This window comes from Salinispora tropica CNB-440, from assembly GCF_000016425.1.
GTDB classification, from domain to species: Bacteria; Actinomycetota; Actinomycetes; order Mycobacteriales; family Micromonosporaceae; genus Micromonospora; species Micromonospora tropica.
On record NC_009380.1, the window covers coordinates 4,148,934 to 4,168,159 of the forward strand.

A 19,226-nucleotide genomic window follows, 5' to 3' on the forward strand; every position below is an offset into this window, starting at 1 on the left:
GCTGCTCCGGCAGACCGCGGGCGGCCCGTGCGTGTCAGCGCCGGCGCACGGTGTCGCGCCCGGGAACCGGCGCAGGATCCTCCTCGTCCGGCAGGCCGTTGGCGTGGCGAACCACGGTCACCAACTCGTCGATGACCCCGGTGAGCGCGAAGTCCTTCGGCGTGAAGACCCGGGCTACTCCAGCATCCCGCAGGGTCTGCGTGTCCGTCTCCGGGATGATGCCGCCGACCACGACGGGCAGATCACCCCGTCCGGCGGCATGCAGCCCCGCCAGGACAGCCGGCACAGCCGCAAGGTGCGAGCCGGAGAGAACGGAGAGGCCGACCAGGTCAACGTCCTCCTCCACGGCGGCGGCCACGATCTGCCCAGCGGTCAGTCGGATGCCTTGATAGACCACCTCGAAGCCGGCGTCACGGGCTCGCACCGCGATCTGCTCGGCGCCGTTGGAGTGCCCGTCCAGACCGGGCTTGCCGACCAGCAGTCGCAGCCGCCCACCGCCCAGTTGCCGAGCGGTGGCGGCGACCCGGGCCCGGACCGCCGACAGCGGGCCGTCGGCACCGGAACCGACCGCGCCAGACAGGCCGGTCGGGGCCCGGTACTCCCCGAAAACCTCTCGCAGCGCGCCCGCCCACTCACCGGTGGTCACCCCGGCGCGTACGCAGTCGAGCGTGGCCGACATCAGGTTCCTGGTGGAGGCGGCGTCCTCGCGGAGTTGGTCGAGCGCAGCGTCCACGGCCGCGGCGTCCCGGCTGGCCCGCCAGTGGCCTACGGCGGTCGCGGCGGCCGCCTCCACCGCCGGATCGACCTGTTCGATCGCCTCGGCGCCGGCCGCGGTCAGCGGGGAGGGCTCGGTCTCGGTGAACCGGTTGACGCCCACCACCACATCGGTGCCGGCCTCGATCCGGCGGCGCCGGTCGGCGAGCGAGGCGACCAGGGCGCTCTTCAGGTAGCCGGTCTCGACCGCGGCGACCACGCCCCCCATCTCCAGCACCTTCTCCAGCTCGACCCGGGCTCCGGAGACGATGTCGTCGACCAGCGCCGTCATCAGGTGTGAGCCGTCGAACAGGTCGGGGTACTCCAACAGGTCCGACTCGTACGCGAGCACCTGTTGCATCCGCAGCGACCACTGCTGGTCCCACGGGCGGGGCAGTCCGAGGGCCTCGTTCCAGGCTGGGAGCTGCACCGCCCGGGCCCGCGCGTCCCGGGAGAGGGTCACGCCGAGCATCTCCAGGACGATGCGTTGGATGTTGTTCTCCGGCTGCGCCTCGGTCAGCCCCAGGGAGTTGACCTGGACGCCGTAGCGAAACCGGCGCTGCTTCGGGTTCGCCACGCCGTACCGGTCGCGGGTGATCTCGTCCCAGAGCGCACCGAAGGCACGCATCTTGGCGATCTCCTCGACGAAGCGCACCCCGGCGTTGACGAAGAAGCTCATCCGCTGGACCACGTCTCCCATCCGCTCGGCCGGCACCTGGCCGGAGTCACGGACGGCGTCGAGGACGGCGACCGCGGTGGCCAGCGCGAAGCCGACCTCCTGAACCGGGGTGGCACCGGCCTCCTGGAGGTGGTAGGAGCAGATGTTGACCGGATTCCACCGGGGCATCTCCCCGAGGGTGTACGCGATGATGTCGGCGGTCAGCCGCAGGGACACCGCCGGCGGGAAGATGTAGGTGCCGCGGGACAGGTACTCCTTGATGATGTCGTTCTGGGTTGTGCCGGCGCAGCGGTCGAGCTGCGCACCCTGCTCGGTGGCGACGATGCTGTAGAGGCCGAGCAACCACATCGCCGGCGCGTTGATGGTCATCGAGGTGTTCATCTCGGCCAGGGGAATACCCTGGAAGAGAGCCCGTAGATCACCAAGGTGCGCCACCGGCACACCCACTCGGCCGACCTCCCCGGCGGCGAGCTCGTGGTCGGGGTCGTACCCGGTCTGGGTGGGCAGGTCGAAGGCGACCGAGAGCCCGGTCTGCCCCTTCGCCAGGTTGCGGCGGAAGAGCGCGTTTGTCGCAGCGGCCGAGCTGTGCCCGGCGTAGGTTCGCATCACCCACGGACGGTCCCGCTCGGGCAGCCGACCTGGGGGGGCCTTCTCGTCCATGGCGGGAGTTTATGTTACTGATGGGTAGACGCGCTGTGGAGAATTCCACAGCGACCACCACCACCCTGAAGGTCGACCGGTTGTGTGGGGGCAGCACACTTGTCTCATGGACAACGAGCTCGCGATCGCCGCGCGGGGGCTACGCAAGGCGTACGGGAAGAACGTGGCCGTGGCCGGGGTGGACCTGGAGGTCCGGCGGGGCGAGGTGTTCGCCCTCCTCGGCCCGAACGGCGCCGGCAAGACCACCACCGTAGAAATCCTGGAGGGTTACCGGCGACGCGACGCCGGTGAGGTCTCGGTGCTCGGCAGCGACCCGACGGCCCCCGCCGCGAACTGGCGCAACCGGATCGGCATCGTCCTCCAGGGCGTCGGCGAGTTCGACGAGCTCAACGTCTCCGAACTGGTCCATCACTTCGCCGGTTTCTACGCCGACGCCGACGATCCGGAGAAGGTGATCGCCCGCGTCGGGCTGGCTGGCAAGGCCCGGGCGCGCACCCACACCCTCTCCGGCGGACAGAAGCGCCGCCTGGATGTGGCACTCGGCATCATCGGCCGGCCCGAGCTGCTCTTCCTCGACGAACCGACCACCGGCTTCGACCCGGAGGCGCGGCGCGAGTTCTGGCAGTTGATTCGGGATCTGGCGGCCGCCGGAACCACGATCGTGCTGACCACGCACTACCTCGACGAGGCGGAGGCACTCGCGGACCGGGTGGGGGTGATCGCCGGCGGCCGGCTGATCGAGGTAGCCGCGCCCGAGCACCTGGGCAACCGGCAACAGGCCCACGCGACGGTCTCCTGGCGTACGCCCGAGGGGCGGTCGGAGAGCACGGAGAGCGCGACACCCACGGAGCTGGTGACGGAGTTGGCCGCGCGTTTCGGCGGCGAGGTGCCCGGGCTCACGGTCACCCGGCCGACCCTCGAGGACGTCTACCTGCGGATGATCGGACACCGATGACCACGACGTTGAAGCCCGCCACGGCCACCCGGGCAGCGAGCCACCAGCCCGGCCCACTCGCCCTCGCGCTGCGGCAGGGCCGGCTGGAGCTCACCCAGTTCCTGCGCAGCCGGGAGTCCGTCGTGTTCACGATGGGATTCCCGGTCGTCATGATCCTGATCTTCGCCGCGGTCTTCGACGGCGAGATCGCGCCCGGCGTGAGCTATCCGCAGTACTTCATCACCGGCATGATCGCGACCGGTCTGATGACGGTGAGTTTCCAGAACCTCGGCATCTGGATTCCGATCGAACGAGACCGCGGAGTGCTCAAGCGCTACCGCGGCACGCCGATGCCGAAGTGGGTGTACTTCGCCGGCAAGGTGATCATGGTAGTGGTGATCGGCATCGTGGAGACGGCAGTGCTACTCGCCGTCTCGGTGGCCGTGTTCGACCTACACCTGCCAGGCACTGCCACGACGTGGCTGACCTTCGGCTGGGTGTCGGTCCTCGGCATCACCGCCTGCACGTTGTGCGGCATCGCGATCTCCTCGTTGGCACGGACGTCCCGCAGCGGCTCGGCGGTGGTCACCCCGGTTGCCCTCGTCCTCCAGTTCACCTCCGGGGTGTTCTTCGTCTTCACCGAGTTGCCGAGCTGGATGCAGCAGGCGGCCGCGCTCTTCCCGCTCAAGTGGATGTGCCAGGGGCTCCGCTCGGTCTTCCTGCCGGACACCTTCGCCGGACAGGAGCCGGGGGGCTCGTACGAGCTGGGTCGAGTCGCTCTGGTGCTGGCCGCCTGGTGCGTGATCGGGCTCCTGCTCTGCCTCGGCACCTTCCGCTGGACCACCCGCCGCGACGGCTGAGGGGCGAAACGGGCCCAGATCAACGCTGTGGTGGTGGAGGGCCCTTCGGACCCGCTGTCTCGAAGGAGCCCTCCCCGCCCGTCGGCCGGGCTATCCGTGCGAGTAGAAGCCCTGGCCGGTCTTGCGGCCCAGGTCACCGGCGGCGGCCATCCGCTGGAGCAGCTCCGGGGGGAAGAACTTCTCGTCCGCGGTGTCGGTGTAGATGTTGCGGGTGGCGTTGAGCAGAACATCCACCCCGGTCAGGTCCACCGTCGCCAGCGGGCCCATGGCGTGGCCGAAGCCCAGCTTGCAGGCATTGTCCAGGTCCTCGGCGGAGATCACGCCGGATTCGACCAGGCTGACCGCCTCCATCACCAACGCGCAGATCAGCCGGGTGGTGACGAAGCCGGCGGTGTCCCGGTTGACGACCACGACCGTCTTGCCGATCTCCTCGGCGAAGGCCCTCGCCGTACCGATGGTGGCGTCGCTGGTCTTGTAGCCGCGGACCAACTCGCACAGCTTCATCATCGGTACCGGGGAGAAGAAGTGGGTGCCGACAACCGACTCCGGGCGCTCGGTGGCGGCGGCGATCTGGGTGACCGGGATCGCCGAGGTGTTGGTGGCGAGCACCGCATCCGCCTTGCAGATCTTGTCCAACGCGCGGAAGATCTCGTGCTTGAGCTCGAGCTTCTCAAAGACCGCCTCGACAACGATGTCCGCGTCGGCGGCAGCCCCCAGGTCGGTGGTGGGGGTGATCCGGCCGAGCGCCGCCTCGGCATCGGCTGACGAGATCTTCCCCTTCTCGGCGAACTTCTCCAGCGACCGCTGAATGCCCTCCAGGCCCCGCTTCGTGGCCGCGTCGTCCAGGTCCCGCAGCGTCACCTGCCAGCCCGCCTGTGCCGCGACCTGGGCGATTCCCGAGCCCATCAGTCCAGCACCGACGACCGCGAGTCGACCCGCCATCTGCTTACTCCCTCACTGCAATTGGTGTCTGCCTGCACCCTAGTCGGCAGGCCTGAACGCCGCTTAAGGACACGGCGGCGTCGCCTGAGGCCCCCACAGGGTCCGCCAAGGCATGCTCACCGTCCGAGGGAGATGCCCTCGTCGGCAGCGCCACCCCGCTGCACCTCGACGCCGAGGGCCCGCAGGTCCGCCACGAAGTCCGGATAGCCCCGATCCACGTGGTGCACCTGGGATACCTCGGTGACCCCGTCGGTACAGAGTCCCGCGATCAAGAGACCCGCTCCGGCACGGATGTCGGTTGCCCGCACCAGCGCCCCGGAGAGCCGCTGTCGCCCCCGGACCACAGCGTGATGACCGTCGGTCTGAATGTCCGCGCCGAGCCGCATCATCTCGTTGGCGAACATGAACCGACCGTCGAAAATGTTCTCGGTTATCAGGGAGGCGCCGTCGCTGACCGCCGCCAGCCCGATCGCCATCGGTAGCAGGTCGGTGGCGAACCCGGGGTAGGGCAAGGTGACCACATCCACGGCACGGGGTCGGTCCTCCATCCGGATCCGGAAGGCGTCCCGCCGCGTCTCCACCAGCGCACCGGCGGCGACCAGCTTGTCCAGGGCGATGTCGAGGAAGGCCGGGGATGCGCCGGTCACCGTCACGTCACCCCGAGTCATCGCCGCGCCGAACGCCCACGTACCCGCGACGATCCGGTCCCCCACGGTGGCATGCCGCACCGGATGTAACCCGGGCACGCCGACGACGGTCAGGGTCGAGGTGCCGGCACCATCGATGAGCGCACCCATCTGGCTGAGCATCGTGCAGATGTCCACGATCTCTGGCTCACGGGCGGCGTTGTCGATGACCGTGGTGCCCTGGGCGAGCACCGCCGCCATCACCAGGTTCTCGGTGGCGCCGACGCTCGGGAAGTCCAGCACGATCTCGGTGCCGCGCAGCCCGTGTGGGGCCGTGGCGACCACGCAGCCGCGCTCCCCGGAGATCTCGGCGCCCATCCGGGTGAGCCCGGAGATGTGCATGTCCAACCCGCGCGAGCCGATCGCGTCGCCCCCCGGATGGGCCACCCGGACAGATCCACGACGCGCCAGCAGGGGGCCGAGTACGCAGATGGACGCGCGCAGCCGGCGAACCAGATCGCAGTCCGCGTCGATGCCGGGGGTCTCCGGTACATCGATGGTCACCGACCGGGAGCGGGGAACCCCGCCGTACGCCACCATCGGATCCACCGGATGGTCCGCGTCGAACCGGACTCCGCAGCCGAGCCGACGCAACACCTCGCCCATGATCGCGATGTCAGTGATCCTTGGGACGTTGGTGATGACGCTACGACCCGGTGCCAGCAGCGCCGCGGCCATGAGTTTCAAGGCCGAGTTCTTGGCGCCCACCACGTGCACGGTGCCGGTCATCTGGGTGCCACCACGCACCCGAATGACATCGTCAACCGCGGCGTCGCCCGGGCCGGTCAACCAGGCGGGGTCCGGCCGGTCCGGGATCATCAGATCCGGGGTCCGTAGGCTGTGCGTCATGGCCGTCCACCTCACGCGCATCTACACCAAGGCCGGCGACGCCGGCACGACCAGGCTGAGCAACAACGAGCAGGTCCCGAAGACTGATCCCCGGATCGCCGCGTACGCGGACGTCGACGAGTGCAACGCGGCGATCGGCGTGGCGCTCGCCCTCGGGCAACTCGACGAAGAGCTGCGCACGGTACTCGGATCGATCCAAAACGACCTGTTCGACGTGGGAGCTGACCTGGCCACGCCGGTCGAGCCGAATCCGAAGTACCCACCGCTGCGGGTCACCGAGGCATACGTTGAGCGCCTTGAGGGCTGGTGCGACGAGTACAACGCACGCCTGAGCAAGCTCGACTCCTTCACCCTCCCCGGCGGCACCGCCGGCGCGGCGCTCCTGCATGTTGCGCGGACGGTAGCCCGGCGCGCCGAGCGTGCGGCTTGGGCCCTGATCACCCACGATCCCGACCGAACCAGCACGCTCCCGGCAAAGTATCTCAACCGGCTCTCCGATCTGCTCTTTATCCTGTCAAGAACGGCAAATCCGGCCGGAGATGTGCTATGGGTACCCGGCGGCAAGCACTGACCGATCAACCGTCCGACGCGCCGGTGTGGGAACCGGCGCGTCCTACCACGCCGAGGTCTGCATACCCGACCTGCCGGCTACCATCCGCGGACAGCGGCAGCAGCTCGGGCGAGCGGGAACGGTAGGACTGTTCGGTCGAGCCTTCCCCGTATCGTGGGGCTGACGGGCTCCGCACCCGCTCCGGGACGGGGCCTCAGGCCGCTGGCCAGTCCTGGGCGGTTAGATTCGGCGAGGCCGCCCCCGGAGGAGCGGCCTCAAGCCAGGAGAGAAACCCGGTGACGGTCGAGCGTGCCATAGCGATCTCGACCGGGCTGTGATGGCTGGTACAGCGGAGGATGATCCAGTCGGCGGGCATGGAGAACTGCTCCTGCCCTTCGGGCAGCCGACGACGTTCCACCGCGAGGTCCTTGCGGGAAAGCGTGCACCGGGGGCGGAGGGCGAAACTGAACATCCGGTACCACCGAAGCTCGTCCCCGACGAAGCGGCCGAAGCCGGGGGCCCAGCCCCGGCCGTCGAGCATCGTGGAGGTACGAACACTGAGCCGGATGATTCCTCCGCTGCGGGTGACCAACGCCCGCCGGACGAAGAGAATCAGGAGCGCGCCGACGACGACGGCGATGCCGATCCCAACCCCTTCGACGAGTTCCATCGCCGGGTGGCGCTCAGCGACCCTGCGCGGCCGGGACCGGGCTGGCGCTCTCAGCCAGGACGGTGACGCCCTGGTTGCTCACGGAGAGGAAACCGCCAGCCACCTCGTAGGAGAGCTGCTCGCCTCCGGCAACCTTGATCCGAACCTGGCCGGGCTCCGCGAGCTGGCCGAGCAGGGGAGCATGCCCCGGCATCACGCCGAGCTCACCCTCGGTCGTCCGGGCCATGACCATCTCGGCCTCGCCGGACCAGACCGTCTCCTCGACGGCTACGAGCTCGACGTGAAGCTGCTGTGCCACGCTGTCTCCTTGCTGCGGCGGCGGATTGCCGAAATTCTAGTCTCGCCCTCGACCCGCCGGTAACGCGGGTGGCGAGACGTACGCCACTCGGGTTGGGATTTCGGCCCCCGACAGGTCAGATCTTGTTCTGGAAGTCCGGATGCTCCAGCAGGAACGCGTCGAGCTGCTCGTCCCGCAACGCCTGGAAGAAGTCCCAAACAGCCGACTTGAAGCGCTCGCCCAGGTACGTCCCGCCATCCTTGACTTCACCACCCGGCAATTTGATCATCTGAATGCTCGCCGGCCGGAGATCCTTCAACGCGAGGCCAAAGTCAACCACGCTGTGCCCCCGGCCGTTGAAGACCAGCGACTCACCGGCGGCCCGGAGCACCCGGTCCAGCTTGAGCGGGTTGCTCACCACATCGGCGCTGATGGCCTGAGTCGCCATTGCCTTGACGAACTGCTGCTGGTGACGCTGGCGGCCGTAGTCGCCGTCTGGCACACCGTTCTCTTCATAACGCTGACGGACATAGTCCAGCGCCTGCCATCCCTCGAGGAGCTGCTCCCCCTTTGGGTATACCGCCTGCTCGCCGACGTACCCCCCGCCGCCGGCCCGCAGCTCACGGTGCGTGCCGTCGGGTTGACGATGCCGCGATCGCACCTCGCGCTCGATGTCCATCGTGACGCCACCCATCGCATCAACGATCTTGACGAAACCACCGAAGTTGATGATCGCCCCGGCGTCGAAGCGTGGGATCCCCGTGACCGACTGGACCGTCTTGCCGAGCAGTTCGAAGCCCTGCGCCACGCTGGGGTTCTCCCCCTGCACGCGGCTGCCGTGGGCCATCGCGGCGTTGAGCTTGCCCCGGCCACCCGGGTACCCGGCCTTGTCGAAGGCGGGAATGTCGACGTAGAGATCCCGGGGCATCGAGAAGAGGAACGCCCGGTCGAGCCCTTCCGGCACGTGCAGCACCATGATCGAGTCGGCCAGCGGCGGCTGTTCCTCCTTACGGGGGTCAATGCCGACGAGCAGGATGTTGAGCGGGCCCTTGATGTCGCTCGTGCGCTCGCTGGCTCCCGCCGCCTGATCACCGAACAGGTCCGCCTTGCCCACCGCGCCCTCGTACCGGGCAAACAGCGCCTCAACCCCGACCAGGGCAGCGCCGCTGACAAACATCAAGACGGCGCCGAAGACGGTGCACACCTGGGCCCACCGCGGCACGCCCGCCCACACCGACGGCTTCTTCTTGCCGCCTTTGCCGGCCTTACCCACGATCATCTCCGTTCGTCACGTCTATCAGGGACGGGCGTACGTCAGCGAATGATGACATGAATGCACGCAGAGTCCGCGCGACGCGCGTAGACGGTACCCTGCCAACCGTCAAGATCGCCGACCGGCGAAAACGAGTTCGCACCCACTGCGTCATCAGATGAACGGAAAGACCGCCCCGGCGTCAACCAGGGCGGCCCTTCGCGCTGCTCACGGGCCTGCGGCGGTAGCCACAGCGGGGCACTCAGCCCTCCGCCATCAGCTCCTTGGCCTTACGCTCCAGGTCCTCCAGGCCACCGCACATGAAGAAGGCCTGCTCGGGGAAGTGGTCATACTCACCCTCACTGATCTTCTTGAACGCGTCGATGGTCTCCTTGATCGGGACCGTCGAGCCCTTCATACCGGTGAACTGCTCAGCGGCGTAGGTGTTCTGCGACAGGAACCGCTCGATCCGACGCGCCCGGCCGACCGTGAGCTTGTCCTCCTCGGAAAGCTCCTCAATACCCAGGATCGCGATGATGTCCTGCAGGTCCTTGTAACGCTGCAGGATCCGCTTCACCTCGGTGGCCACCGTGAAGTGCTCCTGGCCGACGAACTCCGGGGCGAGGATCCGGGACGAGGACGCCAGCGGGTCCACCGCCGGGTAGATGCCCTTGTCGGAGATCGAACGCTCCAGGTTGGTGGTCGCGTCCAGGTGGGCGAAGGTGGTGGCCGGCGCCGGGTCGGTGTAGTCGTCGGCGGGCACGTAGATCGCCTGCAGCGAGGTGATCGCCTGACCCCGGACCGAGGTGATCCGCTCCTGGAGCTCACCCATCTCGTCGGCGAGCGTCGGCTGGTAGCCCACGGCACTCGGCATCCGGCCGAGCAGCGTGGAGACCTCGGAGCCAGCCTGGGTGAACCGGAAGATGTTGTCGATGAAGAGCAACACCTCCTGCTTCTGCACGTCCCGGAAGTACTCCGCCATGGTCAGTGCGGAGAGGGCGACGCGAAGGCGGGTGCCCGGCGGCTCGTCCATCTGGCCGTAGACCAGCGCGGTCTTGTCGATCACGCCGGACTCGGTCATCTCGGCGATCAGGTCGTTACCCTCACGGGTACGCTCACCGACCCCGGCGAAGACCGAGGTACCACCGAAGTTCCGGGCAACCCGGGTGATCATCTCCTGGATCAGCACCGTCTTGCCCACGCCGGCGCCGCCGAACAGACCGATCTTGCCGCCCTTGACGTACGGGGCGAGCAGGTCGATGACCTTGATGCCGGTCTCCAGCATCTCGGTCTTCGGTTCCAGGTCCGCGAAGGCCGGGGCCTTGCGGTGGATCTGCCAGTGGTCGTCCGGGCTGAGCGTCTCACCCGGCTCCAGGTTGAGGCACTCCCCGATCGCGTTGAACACGTGCCCCTTGACCGTGTCACCCACAGGCACCGTGATCGGCGATCCGGTGTCCCGCACCTCCACCCCGCGGACGAGGCCGTCGGTCGGCTGCATGGAGATGGCGCGGACCAGGTTGTCCCCCAGGTGCTGGGCGACTTCCAGGGTCAGCGTCTTCTCACCGCCGGATAGGGTCACGTCAACGTGCATCGCGTTGAACAGGTCTGGCATAGCGTCGCGCGGGAATTCGGCGTCGACGACCGGGCCGATGACCCGGACCACGCGACCGGTGGCCGCCTTGGTTCCGGCTGGCCCCTCAGCAGTAGCGGAAACAGTCATCACACTTCACTTCCCGACGCGGCCAGCGCGTTCGCGCCGCCGACGATCTCGCTGATCTCCTGGGTGATTCCGGCCTGGCGGGCCGAGTTCATCTCGCGCGTGTACTTCTCGATCATCTCTTCGGCGTTGTCGGTGGCGCTCTTCATCGCCCGCCGCCGCGACGCCGACTCACTCGCCGCCGACTCGACCAACGCCGCGTAGATCCGCGTATTGATGTACTTCGGCAGCAGCGCGTCGAGGAGCGCCTCCGCCTCCGGCTCGAATTCGTAGGCCGGCAGGATGCCCTCGGAGCGCGGCCGGTCCTCGATCTGCATCGGCCCGAGGATCTTCGGAACCGGAACCTGGGTCATCAGTGACTTGAACTCGGTGGAGACGATGTGCAGCTCGTCCACACCGAAGACCCCGTCCGGCCCCGGATCTCCGTCGCCGTCGTCCACGCCGGCCGTGAACGCCTTGATCAGCGTCTCACCCACCTCGCGGGCGTCGGCGAAGGTCGGCTGCTCCGAGAAGCCGGTCCAGCACGCCATCATCGGCCGGTTGCGGAACCGGTAGTACTGCACGCCCTTGCGACCGATGACGTAGAGCGAAGGCTCCTTGCCGTCGGCGCGCAGCCGGGCGAGCAGCGACTCCGCCGTCTTGATGGCGTTGGAGCTGTAGCCGCCGGCCAGACCCCGGTCACTGGTGACCAGCAGCACACCGGCCCGCCGCACTCGCTCCCGGGGAGTGAGTAGCGGGTGGTCGATCCGCGTGTTGGACGCCAGCGCCGTGAGCACCTCGGTGATGGCCCGCGAGTACGGCAGGGAGGCCGCCACCTGCTCCTGGGCCTTGGCGATCCGGCTCGTCGCGACGAGCTCCATCGCCTTGGTGATCTTCTTCATCGACTTCGCCGCGCGGATGCGTTGGCGGAGTACGCGTACCTGGGCGGCCATCGGTCAGCTTCCGGCCGGACGGTCGGTCGCGTCGTCGTGGAACCGGGTCACCGTCTCCCGGTCCTCCTCACCGGCCAGCGGCTCGGCGGCCGGCTCGTTGATCCGCAGCTCGTCCTCCTTGCCCAGGAAGAGCTTCTTGAAGTCGCTGATCGCCGCGTCCAGGGAGGCGATGACCTCGTCGCCCCAGGTGCCGCCGGCGATCTGCGCGAGGACTCCCTCGTGCTTGTGCCGCAGGTACTGGAGGAACTCGGACTCGAAGCGGCCGATCTCGCCGACCGGGATGTCATCCAGCTTGCCCTCGACACCAGCCCAGACCAAGACGACCTGATCCTGCACCGGGAAGGGCGTGTAGTTCGGCTGCTTGAGCAGCTCGACCAGGCGGGACCCCCGCTCCAGCTGGGCCCGGGAGGCCTTGTCCAGATCCGAGGCGAAGGCGGCGAACGCCTCCAGCTCCCGGTACTGGGCCAGGTTCAACCGCAGTGAGCCGGAAACCTTCTTCATCGGCTTCACCTGCGCGGAGCCGCCGACCCGGGAGACCGAGGTGCCGACGTTGATCGCCGGCCGGACGCCCTGGTTGAACAGGTCGGTCTCCAGGAAGATCTGGCCGTCGGTGATGGAGATGACGTTGGTGGGGATGAACGCCGAGATGTCGTTCGCCTTGGTCTCGATGATCGGCAGACCGGTCATCGAGCCGCCACCCATCTCGTCGGAGAGCTTCGCGCAGCGCTCCAGCAGCCGGGAGTGCAGGTAGAAGACGTCACCCGGGTACGCCTCACGGCCCGGCGGGCGGCGCAGCAGCAGCGACACGGCCCGGTACGCCTCGGCCTGCTTGCTCAGGTCGTCGAAGACGATGAGGACGTGCTTGCCGCCGTACATCCAGTGCTGCCCGATCGACGAGCCGGTGTACGGGGCGAGGTACTTGAAGCCGGCCGGGTCGGACGCCGGGGAGGCCACGATGGTGGTGTACTCCATCGCGCCCGCCTCCTCCAGCACGCCCTTGATCGAGGCGATCGTGGAGGCCTTCTGGCCGACGGCGACGTAGATGCAGCGGACCTGCTTCTTCGGGTCACCGGAGCGCCAGTTGTCCCGCTGGTTGAGGATGGTGTCCAGGGCGACGGTGGTCTTGCCGGTCTTCCGGTCACCAATGATCAGCTGACGCTGGCCCCGACCGATCGGCGTCATCGCGTCGATGGCCTTGATGCCGGTCTGCAGCGGCTCGTCGACCGACTTCCGGGACATCACGTTCGGGGCCTGGAGCTCCAGCTCCCGGAAGCCCTCGTTCGGGATGTCGCCGAGGCCGTCGATCGGCTCGCCGAGCGCGTTGACCACGCGGCCGAGGAAGGCGTCGCCGACCGGAGCCGAGAGCACCCGGCCGGTGCGCTTGACGCGCTGCCCCTCCTCGATGCCGGCGAAGTCGCCGAGGACGACGACACCGATCTCCCGGACGTCGAGGTTCAGCGCCACACCGATCGTGCCGTCTTCGAACTCGAGCAGCTCGTTGGTCATGGTCGAGGGCAGGCCCTCGACGTGGGCGATGCCGTCGCCGGCGTCAGCGACGGTGCCGACCTCCTCGCGGGACACGTCGGCGCTGTAGGAGGAGACGTAGCGCTCCAGCGCGCCGCGGATCTCCTCCGTCGAGATGGTCAGCTCGGCCATCCTCTGCTTCCTTAAGTATCAGGGGCCCGGGATACCTAGTACCGACCGGTCCGAATGACGTCTGGTCAGGGCGCTGGCGCGGCAGTTCCGGCTCAGCGCTTAGCGAGCGCGTTACGGGATTCGTTGAGACGACGCAGGACGGTACCGTCGTACAGGTCGGAACCAACCTGGACGCTGACACCACCGAGGACCTCGGGGTTGACCGACTGCTTGACGGTCACCTCGCGACCGTAGATGGCAGAGAGGCTGGCGACCAGGCGTCGCTCCTCCTCCGCACCCAACGGGGCCGCGACGGTCACGTACGCCACCTGTCGGTCCCGCTGGTCGGCGGCGAGCTCGACCAACCGGGTGAGTGCCCCGACGAAGGAGCGTCCGCCGAACCCACCCAGCGCCACCTCGACCAGCCGGACGGTGACCGGGCGGGCCTTGCCGGCGAGCAGCTCACCGGCGAGGGTGGCCCGCTGCGCGGCCGGGGCCGCCGGGTCCGACAGCACGTTGGAGAGCGTCGACTGGCCGGCCACGACCTGACCGAAACGGAACAGTTCGTCCTCGACCTCGCCGAGGTCGCCCGCCTTGTCCGCAGCGGCCAGCAGCGCGGCCACACCGAGCCGCTCGGCGCCGTCGAGGAGTTCCGACGGGGCCGACCAACGATGTGAGACCAGGGTGGTCAGCAGGTCGAGCGCGTCCCCGCCGACCTTCCCGCCGAGGATTCCGGCGAGCAGGTCCGCCCGGTCCGCACCGGAGCGAGCCGGGTCAACGAGGGCCCGACGTAGCCGTGGCTCACGCCGGAGCAGGTCGGCGACGGAGAGAAGATCTTCGGCGGTGGTGGCCACCGCCGAAGACTCCGCGCCCCGGACGTACTCGTCGAGGCGGTCGGCCGCGATCTTGTACGACTCCCGGCTGGTGGCGGCCTGCATCAGCGGGCCCCCGCGCTCTCGAGACCGTTCAGGAACCGGTCGACGGTGCCCGCACGGCGCGCCTCGTCGGCGAGGGACTCACCAACGATCTTGCCGGCCAGGTCCACCGCGAGCGTGCCGACCTCGGTACGCAGCTCGCGCACGATCGTGGTCCGCTCGGCGACGAGCTGCTCCTTGCCCGCGGCGATGATCCGGTCGGACTCCTCCCGCGCCTTGGCGAGGATGTCCTGCCGGATGCCCTCCGCGTCGGCGCGGGCGTCGTCCCGGATCCGGGCCGCCTCGGTGCGCACCTCGGCCAGCTGGGCCCGGTACTGCTCGAGCAGCTGGTTGGCCTCGGCCTGAGCAGCCTCGGCGCGCTTGAGGCCGCCCTCGATCGCGTCCACCCGCGCCTGGTACATCGTCTCCATGCGTGGCATGACGAACTTCAGCAGCACGAAGACGAGTAGGGCGAAGGCGATGGTCCCGACGACGAGCTCTTGCCAGATCGGCAGGATCGGATTGTGCGAGCCTTCGGCGGCGAGAAACATGTCAGACCTCCGGGTCGGGGAAGGGTACTCGTCAGCCGCCGATGGCGAAGGCGAGCACCAGGCCGAAGAGGGCGAGCGCCTCGACCAGAGCGAAGCCCAGGACCAGCCAGGTGCGGTTGAAGCCGGCGGACTCCGGCTGGCGGGCGCTGGCCTGGATGTAGGCCGCGAAGACCAGCGCGACACCGATACCGGGGCCGATGGCGGCGAGGCCATAGCCGACGGTGTTGATGCTGCCTTCGAGGGCGAGAACGTCCATTGCGGGTATTCCTCCTAGCTCACACGTGAGGGCTCACGCGTTCGGGGTTTGTACCAGAGAGCTTGGTCGGGCCGGGCAGCCCGCCGAGCGGGATCTCAGTGCTCCTCGGCGAGCGAGGTGCCGACGTAGTTGGCGGACAGCGTGACGAAGACGTACGCCTGCAGCACGGCCACCAGCGCCTCGAAGAAGGCCATCACGATCGCCATCGCGAAGGAGAAGACCGAGGTCACCTGAACGAAGAGGTTGTCCGCGGAGAGCATCACGAAGCCACCGACGGTGAAGACCAGCAGGAGCAGGTGCCCGGCGAACATGTTGGCGAAGAGCCGGAGGGCCAGGGTAACCGGCCGCACGACGAAGTTCTGCAGGAACTCGATCGGGATCAGCAGGAAGTGCATCGGCCACGGCACGCCCGGCAGGATCAGGCTCATCTTGAGGTACTTGAGGAGACCGTGCTTGCGGATCCCGACCGCGAGGTAGAGCACGTAGGAGATCACCGAGAGCACGATCGGGAAGGCGATGTGCGCGTTCGGCGAGATCTGCAGCCCGGGAACGATGCTGAAGATGTTGGTAACCAGAATAAAGCTGAAGAGCACCGTGAAGTAGGGGGCGAACCGGATTCCGGCATTGCCCATCTGCTCCCGGACGATGTTGTCCCGAACCAACCCGTAGACCGACTCGGCCAGCCACTGCCCCTTGCTGGGGACCAGCTTCGGATTCCGGTAGGTGGCCATGTAGAAGACGATCACCAGCCCGACGGCCAGCCAGACCATGAGGGTGAACTTCGTGACCCACGGTCCAGCCACCGCTGGCGGGTAGAAGTCATTGACGCTGGGGGGCCAGGGAAGGTCCTGGGCGACGACCAGCTGTCCGCTCACCGTGTCATCCTCCACACTCGACAGACCGGCGCGTGCCGACACTCAGGCACCGAGCCTCTTCATGATCAGGTAGATCGCTGCGGCTGCGCCGAGCATCATGCCGACGGCGATCCCCACGCCGGCCGGCACGCCGAGGAAGCGCTCTGCCAACCAGCCAAGAAATCCCCAGACCAGGATGCCGGCGAGGAGGTAGCCAAGCACGGCACCCGCCACACCCTCCGACGAGTGCGCGTCGGACGGCTCGCGGTTTGGGTTGTCGGCCATTACGACGCGTACATTATCAGCCGTAGCACGCAGGAGTGCGCGGCACCCCCCACACTGCAGGGCGGCGTGCGGGCGGCGGCTGGCGCGTCAATCTGGGCCAGCCTACTCCTGTCCGACACGCCGCACAGGACATCAAAACGTCGGGTAAACGCCCGTCGTCCACCAGGGGCGTCCGGCCGCCGGCCGTCTCAGTTCTGTGACGACGAGTCGACTGTGGGTAACGGAACGCGGAGTGCCCAGGTCAGATGGGCGGCCGTCCAGACCACCACGGCAGCGATGATCGCCACCCCCATGTCCGGCAGTCCGGCCCAACCAGTCGCGGCGACCGCCGCCATCACCACACCCAACACGACAATCTTCGTGGCGTAGGTGACCAGCCCAACCGACATGATCAACCGCGGGCTGACCGCGTCCGCCCAGGCCACCGAGAGACCGGAGACCAGGTAGCTCGCGACCACGAGCGCGATCCCCGCCGCCACCGCGATGGCGGAGGTGGTGCCGCGGACGACCGCCGCGACCGGTACCGCGGCGACCGCGAAGAGGGCGCACGCGGCCAGGGGCAGCCGCAGGTACGGCAGCCGCGCGCGAATCGCGCCCGGCTCCCCCGCGCCCGGATCGGTCACCCGCAGCTGGTCGTCGTCCCGCCCCGGGGAGGTCGGCGTCGTCTCGGTGTTCACAGCACCACAGTCTATTGGCCCCCGAGCCGGCAGCCGCGCGACGCCAGGTGACCGGTGCGACGGGGCACACGGCGAGCGCCTGCCGCCCCACCGGTACGCCGACGGGATCTCCCGCCCCGGGGAGCTCGGGGCCCCTAGTCCCCGATCCGGGTACGGGTGACGTCGAAGGCGGTTACCTCGCTCGGCGGGACGAAGTCCCGAGGGGGCTGGCCCCGTAGAGCGACGGACATCAGCTCCACCACCCCGTCGGCCATCCGCGCCTGGACCGCGTGCCCCACAGCATCGCGTGGATTGTCCGGATTGGTAGCGATCGCTGCCACCGCGAGCTGTGGTGTGACGGCGACGATGGACTCCGTGCCGTACCCCTCCGAACTGCCGGTCTTGCCGGCGACCGGGCGTCCCAACCGGGAGCGCAGCTCCTGTGCGGTACCCCCCTCACAGCCTCGGTACATCGACTGATCCCCGACCGGACAGCGCGCGGCGTCCACCGCTGCCCGGGCCACGTCCCGGGCCACCACCTGCCGGCAGTCCGGCGCCCCGGCCGTGACCGTCCGACCGGCCGCGTCGGTAATCCGCACCACCGGTAGCGGCGCACACCACCGCCCCTCGGCCGCGATGGTGGCGTACGCGTTCGCCAGGTCCAACGGAGTTGTCGCCGAGACACCCAGCGTGAACGGACCCCACTCTCGGGCGCCGTGCCGGGCAAGCTGCTCGTCCCCGGGCGCCCGGAACACAATGCCCAGCCGCTCGGCCATCTCCACCACCCGATCCGCGCCGACCCGCTCGGTCAACCAGGCGAAGTAGGTGTTGACCGACTTGCCGAACGCGCTCCACATGGTGTGCTCGCCATCCACCGACGAGCTGGCGTTGCGGGGGCACCAGTTCCCGTCACAGCTCGCCTCACCGCTGACCGGGAAGCGGGTGACGATCCGATCGGGCGCGTCGAAGACGGTGTTCAGTGGCAGCCCGGCCTCCACCGCGGCCAGAACGGTGAACAGCTTGAACGTGCTCCCGGCCTGGTAGCCCTGGATCGCGCCGCCGCCAGCGACCAACTGGTTGACCGTGTTCGGGCGGTTCTTCCACCCGTCCGGGTTCGCCTGCACACCGTAGTTACGGTTGACCGCCATGGCGAGCACCCGCCCCGTACCGGGCTGGACCACGGCGGTCGGCAGCGCGTACCGGTGGTTTTCCGAGTAGATCTGCCGCACCTGCCCGATCGCGGCCTGCTGCACCGCCGGGTCCAGCGACGCCACAATCTCGTAGCCGCCTCGGCGCAGGGCGAGCTGCCGCTCGTCCACCGTCGATCCGAACGCCTCCTGAGAGTTCCACCAACGGGTGAACCAGTCGCAGAAGAAGGCCCAGTCGTTCTGCTCCGCCGGCACCGCCGCGCAGTCGTTCGGCGTCTCGGTGGGGCGCAGCCGGAGCGGTTCAGCCGCCGCCCGGGTCGCGTCGTCCGCGGCAAGCTGACCACTCTCGACCATCTGGTCCAGTACGTACGCCCGGCGTTGCAACGCGGCGTCGGCGTCCCCGTTGAGCGGATCGTCGGTGTGCGGAGACTGGACCAGCCCGGCGAGCAACGCCGCCTCGGCCAGGGTCAGGTTCGCCGGCGACTTGGTGAAGTAGCGCTTACTCGCGGCCGCCACCCCGTACGCCCCGGCACCGAAGTACGCGATGTTGAGGTAGCGGGCGAGGATCTCGTCCTTGCTCAGCTCCCGCTCCAGGGCCAACGCATACCGCACCTCCTGCACCTTGCGCGCGGAGGTGACCTCGGTGGCGGCCTTGCGCTGCGCTTCGGTCAGGCGCGGGTCGCTGGCCAGCACGTTGCGGACGTACTGCATGGTCAAGGTGGACGCCCCCTGCCGGACCGCACCGTCGCGCTGATTGGCGGTGAACGCCCGGACCACGCCGCGTAGGTCCACCCCACGGTGCTGGTAGAAGCGGGCGTCCTCGGCGGCGAGTATCGCCTGACGCATCACCGGCGCCACCTCGTGCAGCGGCACGTCCACCCGGTCCTCCTGGTAGAAGGAGGTGATCAACGTACTGCCGTCGTTGGCATACAGGTTGGACCGCTGGGGGGTCGGCGGCGTCCGCAGGGTGTTCGGCAGCTCCGTGTAGGGCGCGGCGAGCGCCGAGAGGCCGACTCCGTACACCAGGGCGGCGGGCAGAGCCGCCACCGCGAGCCCGAGGCCAGCCAGGAGGCCGGCGAGCAGGACGGTCATGAGCTTGTTCAGGTGTGCCCGGGTCATCAGCTCTCCCCGCAGGAGCCGGCAGGACCCGTTAAGAATGACCTGAA

At 68.6% G+C, this 19,226-nt stretch carries 19 protein-coding genes; 3 read left to right on the forward strand and 16 right to left on the reverse strand.

Going from position 1 to position 19,226, the window contains the following annotated elements:
• Positions 1–34: 34 nt before the first annotated feature.
• Positions 35–2,092 carry a protein meaA gene (locus STROP_RS18205; protein WP_043535460.1) on the reverse strand — a complete coding sequence of 686 codons (2,058 nt, stop codon included), beginning with the start codon at positions 2,090–2,092 and terminating at the stop codon, positions 35–37.
• Between the two features lie 106 nt (positions 2,093–2,198).
• Here STROP_RS18205 and STROP_RS18210 point away from each other — a divergent pair, with 106 nt between their 5' ends.
• Both STROP_RS18210 and STROP_RS18215 read left to right on the forward strand, forming a co-directional pair.
• Positions 2,199–3,047: an ABC transporter ATP-binding protein gene (locus STROP_RS18210; RefSeq protein WP_020678842.1), complete on the forward strand. Its 849-nt coding sequence runs from the start codon at positions 2,199–2,201 to the stop codon at positions 3,045–3,047.
• On the forward strand, positions 3,044–3,886 hold the full coding sequence (locus tag STROP_RS18215; protein WP_012014829.1) for an ABC transporter permease: 843 nt from the start codon (positions 3,044–3,046) through the stop codon (positions 3,884–3,886). Before STROP_RS18210 ends, STROP_RS18215 begins: the two co-directional genes overlap by 4 nt.
• A 90-nt stretch (positions 3,887–3,976) precedes the next feature.
• Here STROP_RS18215 and STROP_RS18220 read toward each other — a convergent pair whose 3' ends face one another.
• Entirely contained in the window at positions 3,977–4,828 is an 852-nt protein-coding gene (locus STROP_RS18220) for a 3-hydroxyacyl-CoA dehydrogenase family protein (protein ID WP_012014830.1), read from the reverse strand.
• 116 nt (positions 4,829–4,944) lie between these two features.
• Positions 4,945–6,363, reverse strand: coding sequence for a UDP-N-acetylglucosamine 1-carboxyvinyltransferase (gene murA / locus STROP_RS18225; protein ID WP_018830609.1), 1,419 nt, complete (start codon positions 6,361–6,363; stop codon positions 4,945–4,947).
• Between murA and STROP_RS18230 the strand changes: the two genes are divergently transcribed.
• On the forward strand, positions 6,362–6,934 hold the full coding sequence (locus STROP_RS18230; protein ID WP_012014832.1) for a cob(I)yrinic acid a,c-diamide adenosyltransferase: 573 nt from the start codon (positions 6,362–6,364) through the stop codon (positions 6,932–6,934). The two genes, murA and STROP_RS18230, sit on opposite strands and share 2 nt — an antisense overlap.
• A gap of 193 nt (positions 6,935–7,127) precedes the next feature.
• On the opposite strand, the gene STROP_RS18235 is transcribed toward STROP_RS18230, so the two are convergent.
• From STROP_RS18235 to STROP_RS18295, 13 genes are all read right to left on the reverse strand, one after another.
• Positions 7,128–7,583: a DUF2550 domain-containing protein gene (locus tag STROP_RS18235; protein WP_012014833.1), complete on the reverse strand. Its 456-nt coding sequence runs from the start codon at positions 7,581–7,583 to the stop codon at positions 7,128–7,130.
• Positions 7,584–7,596: 13 nt separating this feature from the next.
• Complete coding sequence (locus STROP_RS18240) at positions 7,597–7,881, reverse strand: F0F1 ATP synthase subunit epsilon (RefSeq protein WP_012014834.1); 285 nt, start codon at positions 7,879–7,881, stop codon at positions 7,597–7,599.
• A 115-nt stretch (positions 7,882–7,996) separates the two neighbouring features.
• The gene (locus STROP_RS18245; RefSeq protein WP_028569465.1) at positions 7,997–9,139 is read right to left on the reverse strand and encodes an LCP family protein; all 1,143 of its coding nucleotides are present in this window, start codon (positions 9,137–9,139) and stop codon (positions 7,997–7,999) included.
• Positions 9,140–9,374: 235 nt separating this feature from the next.
• On the reverse strand, positions 9,375–10,832 hold the full coding sequence (atpD, locus tag STROP_RS18250; protein ID WP_026275121.1) for a F0F1 ATP synthase subunit beta: 1,458 nt from the start codon (positions 10,830–10,832) through the stop codon (positions 9,375–9,377).
• Complete coding sequence (locus tag STROP_RS18255) at positions 10,832–11,761, reverse strand: F0F1 ATP synthase subunit gamma (protein WP_012014837.1); 930 nt, start codon at positions 11,759–11,761, stop codon at positions 10,832–10,834. Before STROP_RS18255 ends, atpD begins: the two co-directional genes overlap by 1 nt.
• 3 nt (positions 11,762–11,764) lie before the next feature.
• Positions 11,765–13,417: a F0F1 ATP synthase subunit alpha gene (atpA, locus tag STROP_RS18260; RefSeq protein WP_012014838.1), complete on the reverse strand. Its 1,653-nt coding sequence runs from the start codon at positions 13,415–13,417 to the stop codon at positions 11,765–11,767.
• A 92-nt stretch (positions 13,418–13,509) separates the two neighbouring features.
• A complete protein-coding gene (locus tag STROP_RS18265; RefSeq protein ID WP_012014839.1) occupies positions 13,510–14,334 on the reverse strand; it encodes a F0F1 ATP synthase subunit delta in 825 nt (274 codons plus the stop codon).
• Positions 14,334–14,861 carry a F0F1 ATP synthase subunit B gene (locus STROP_RS18270; RefSeq protein WP_012014840.1) on the reverse strand — a complete coding sequence of 176 codons (528 nt, stop codon included), beginning with the start codon at positions 14,859–14,861 and terminating at the stop codon, positions 14,334–14,336. Before STROP_RS18270 ends, STROP_RS18265 begins: the two co-directional genes overlap by 1 nt.
• A 31-nt stretch (positions 14,862–14,892) precedes the next feature.
• Positions 14,893–15,117: an ATP synthase F0 subunit C gene (gene atpE / locus STROP_RS18275; RefSeq protein ID WP_012014841.1), complete on the reverse strand. Its 225-nt coding sequence runs from the start codon at positions 15,115–15,117 to the stop codon at positions 14,893–14,895.
• Between the two features lie 95 nt (positions 15,118–15,212).
• Positions 15,213–16,034, reverse strand: coding sequence for a F0F1 ATP synthase subunit A (gene atpB / locus STROP_RS18280; protein WP_018830611.1), 822 nt, complete (start codon positions 16,032–16,034; stop codon positions 15,213–15,215).
• A complete protein-coding gene (locus tag STROP_RS18285) occupies positions 16,035–16,256 on the reverse strand; it encodes a hypothetical protein (RefSeq protein WP_012014843.1) in 222 nt (73 codons plus the stop codon).
• A gap of 188 nt (positions 16,257–16,444) precedes the next feature.
• Positions 16,445–16,933, reverse strand: coding sequence for a hypothetical protein (locus tag STROP_RS18290; RefSeq protein ID WP_012014844.1), 489 nt, complete (start codon positions 16,931–16,933; stop codon positions 16,445–16,447).
• A gap of 134 nt (positions 16,934–17,067) precedes the next feature.
• Positions 17,068–19,179: a transglycosylase domain-containing protein gene (locus tag STROP_RS18295; RefSeq protein WP_012014845.1), complete on the reverse strand. Its 2,112-nt coding sequence runs from the start codon at positions 19,177–19,179 to the stop codon at positions 17,068–17,070.
• Positions 19,180–19,226 lie beyond the last annotated feature (47 nt).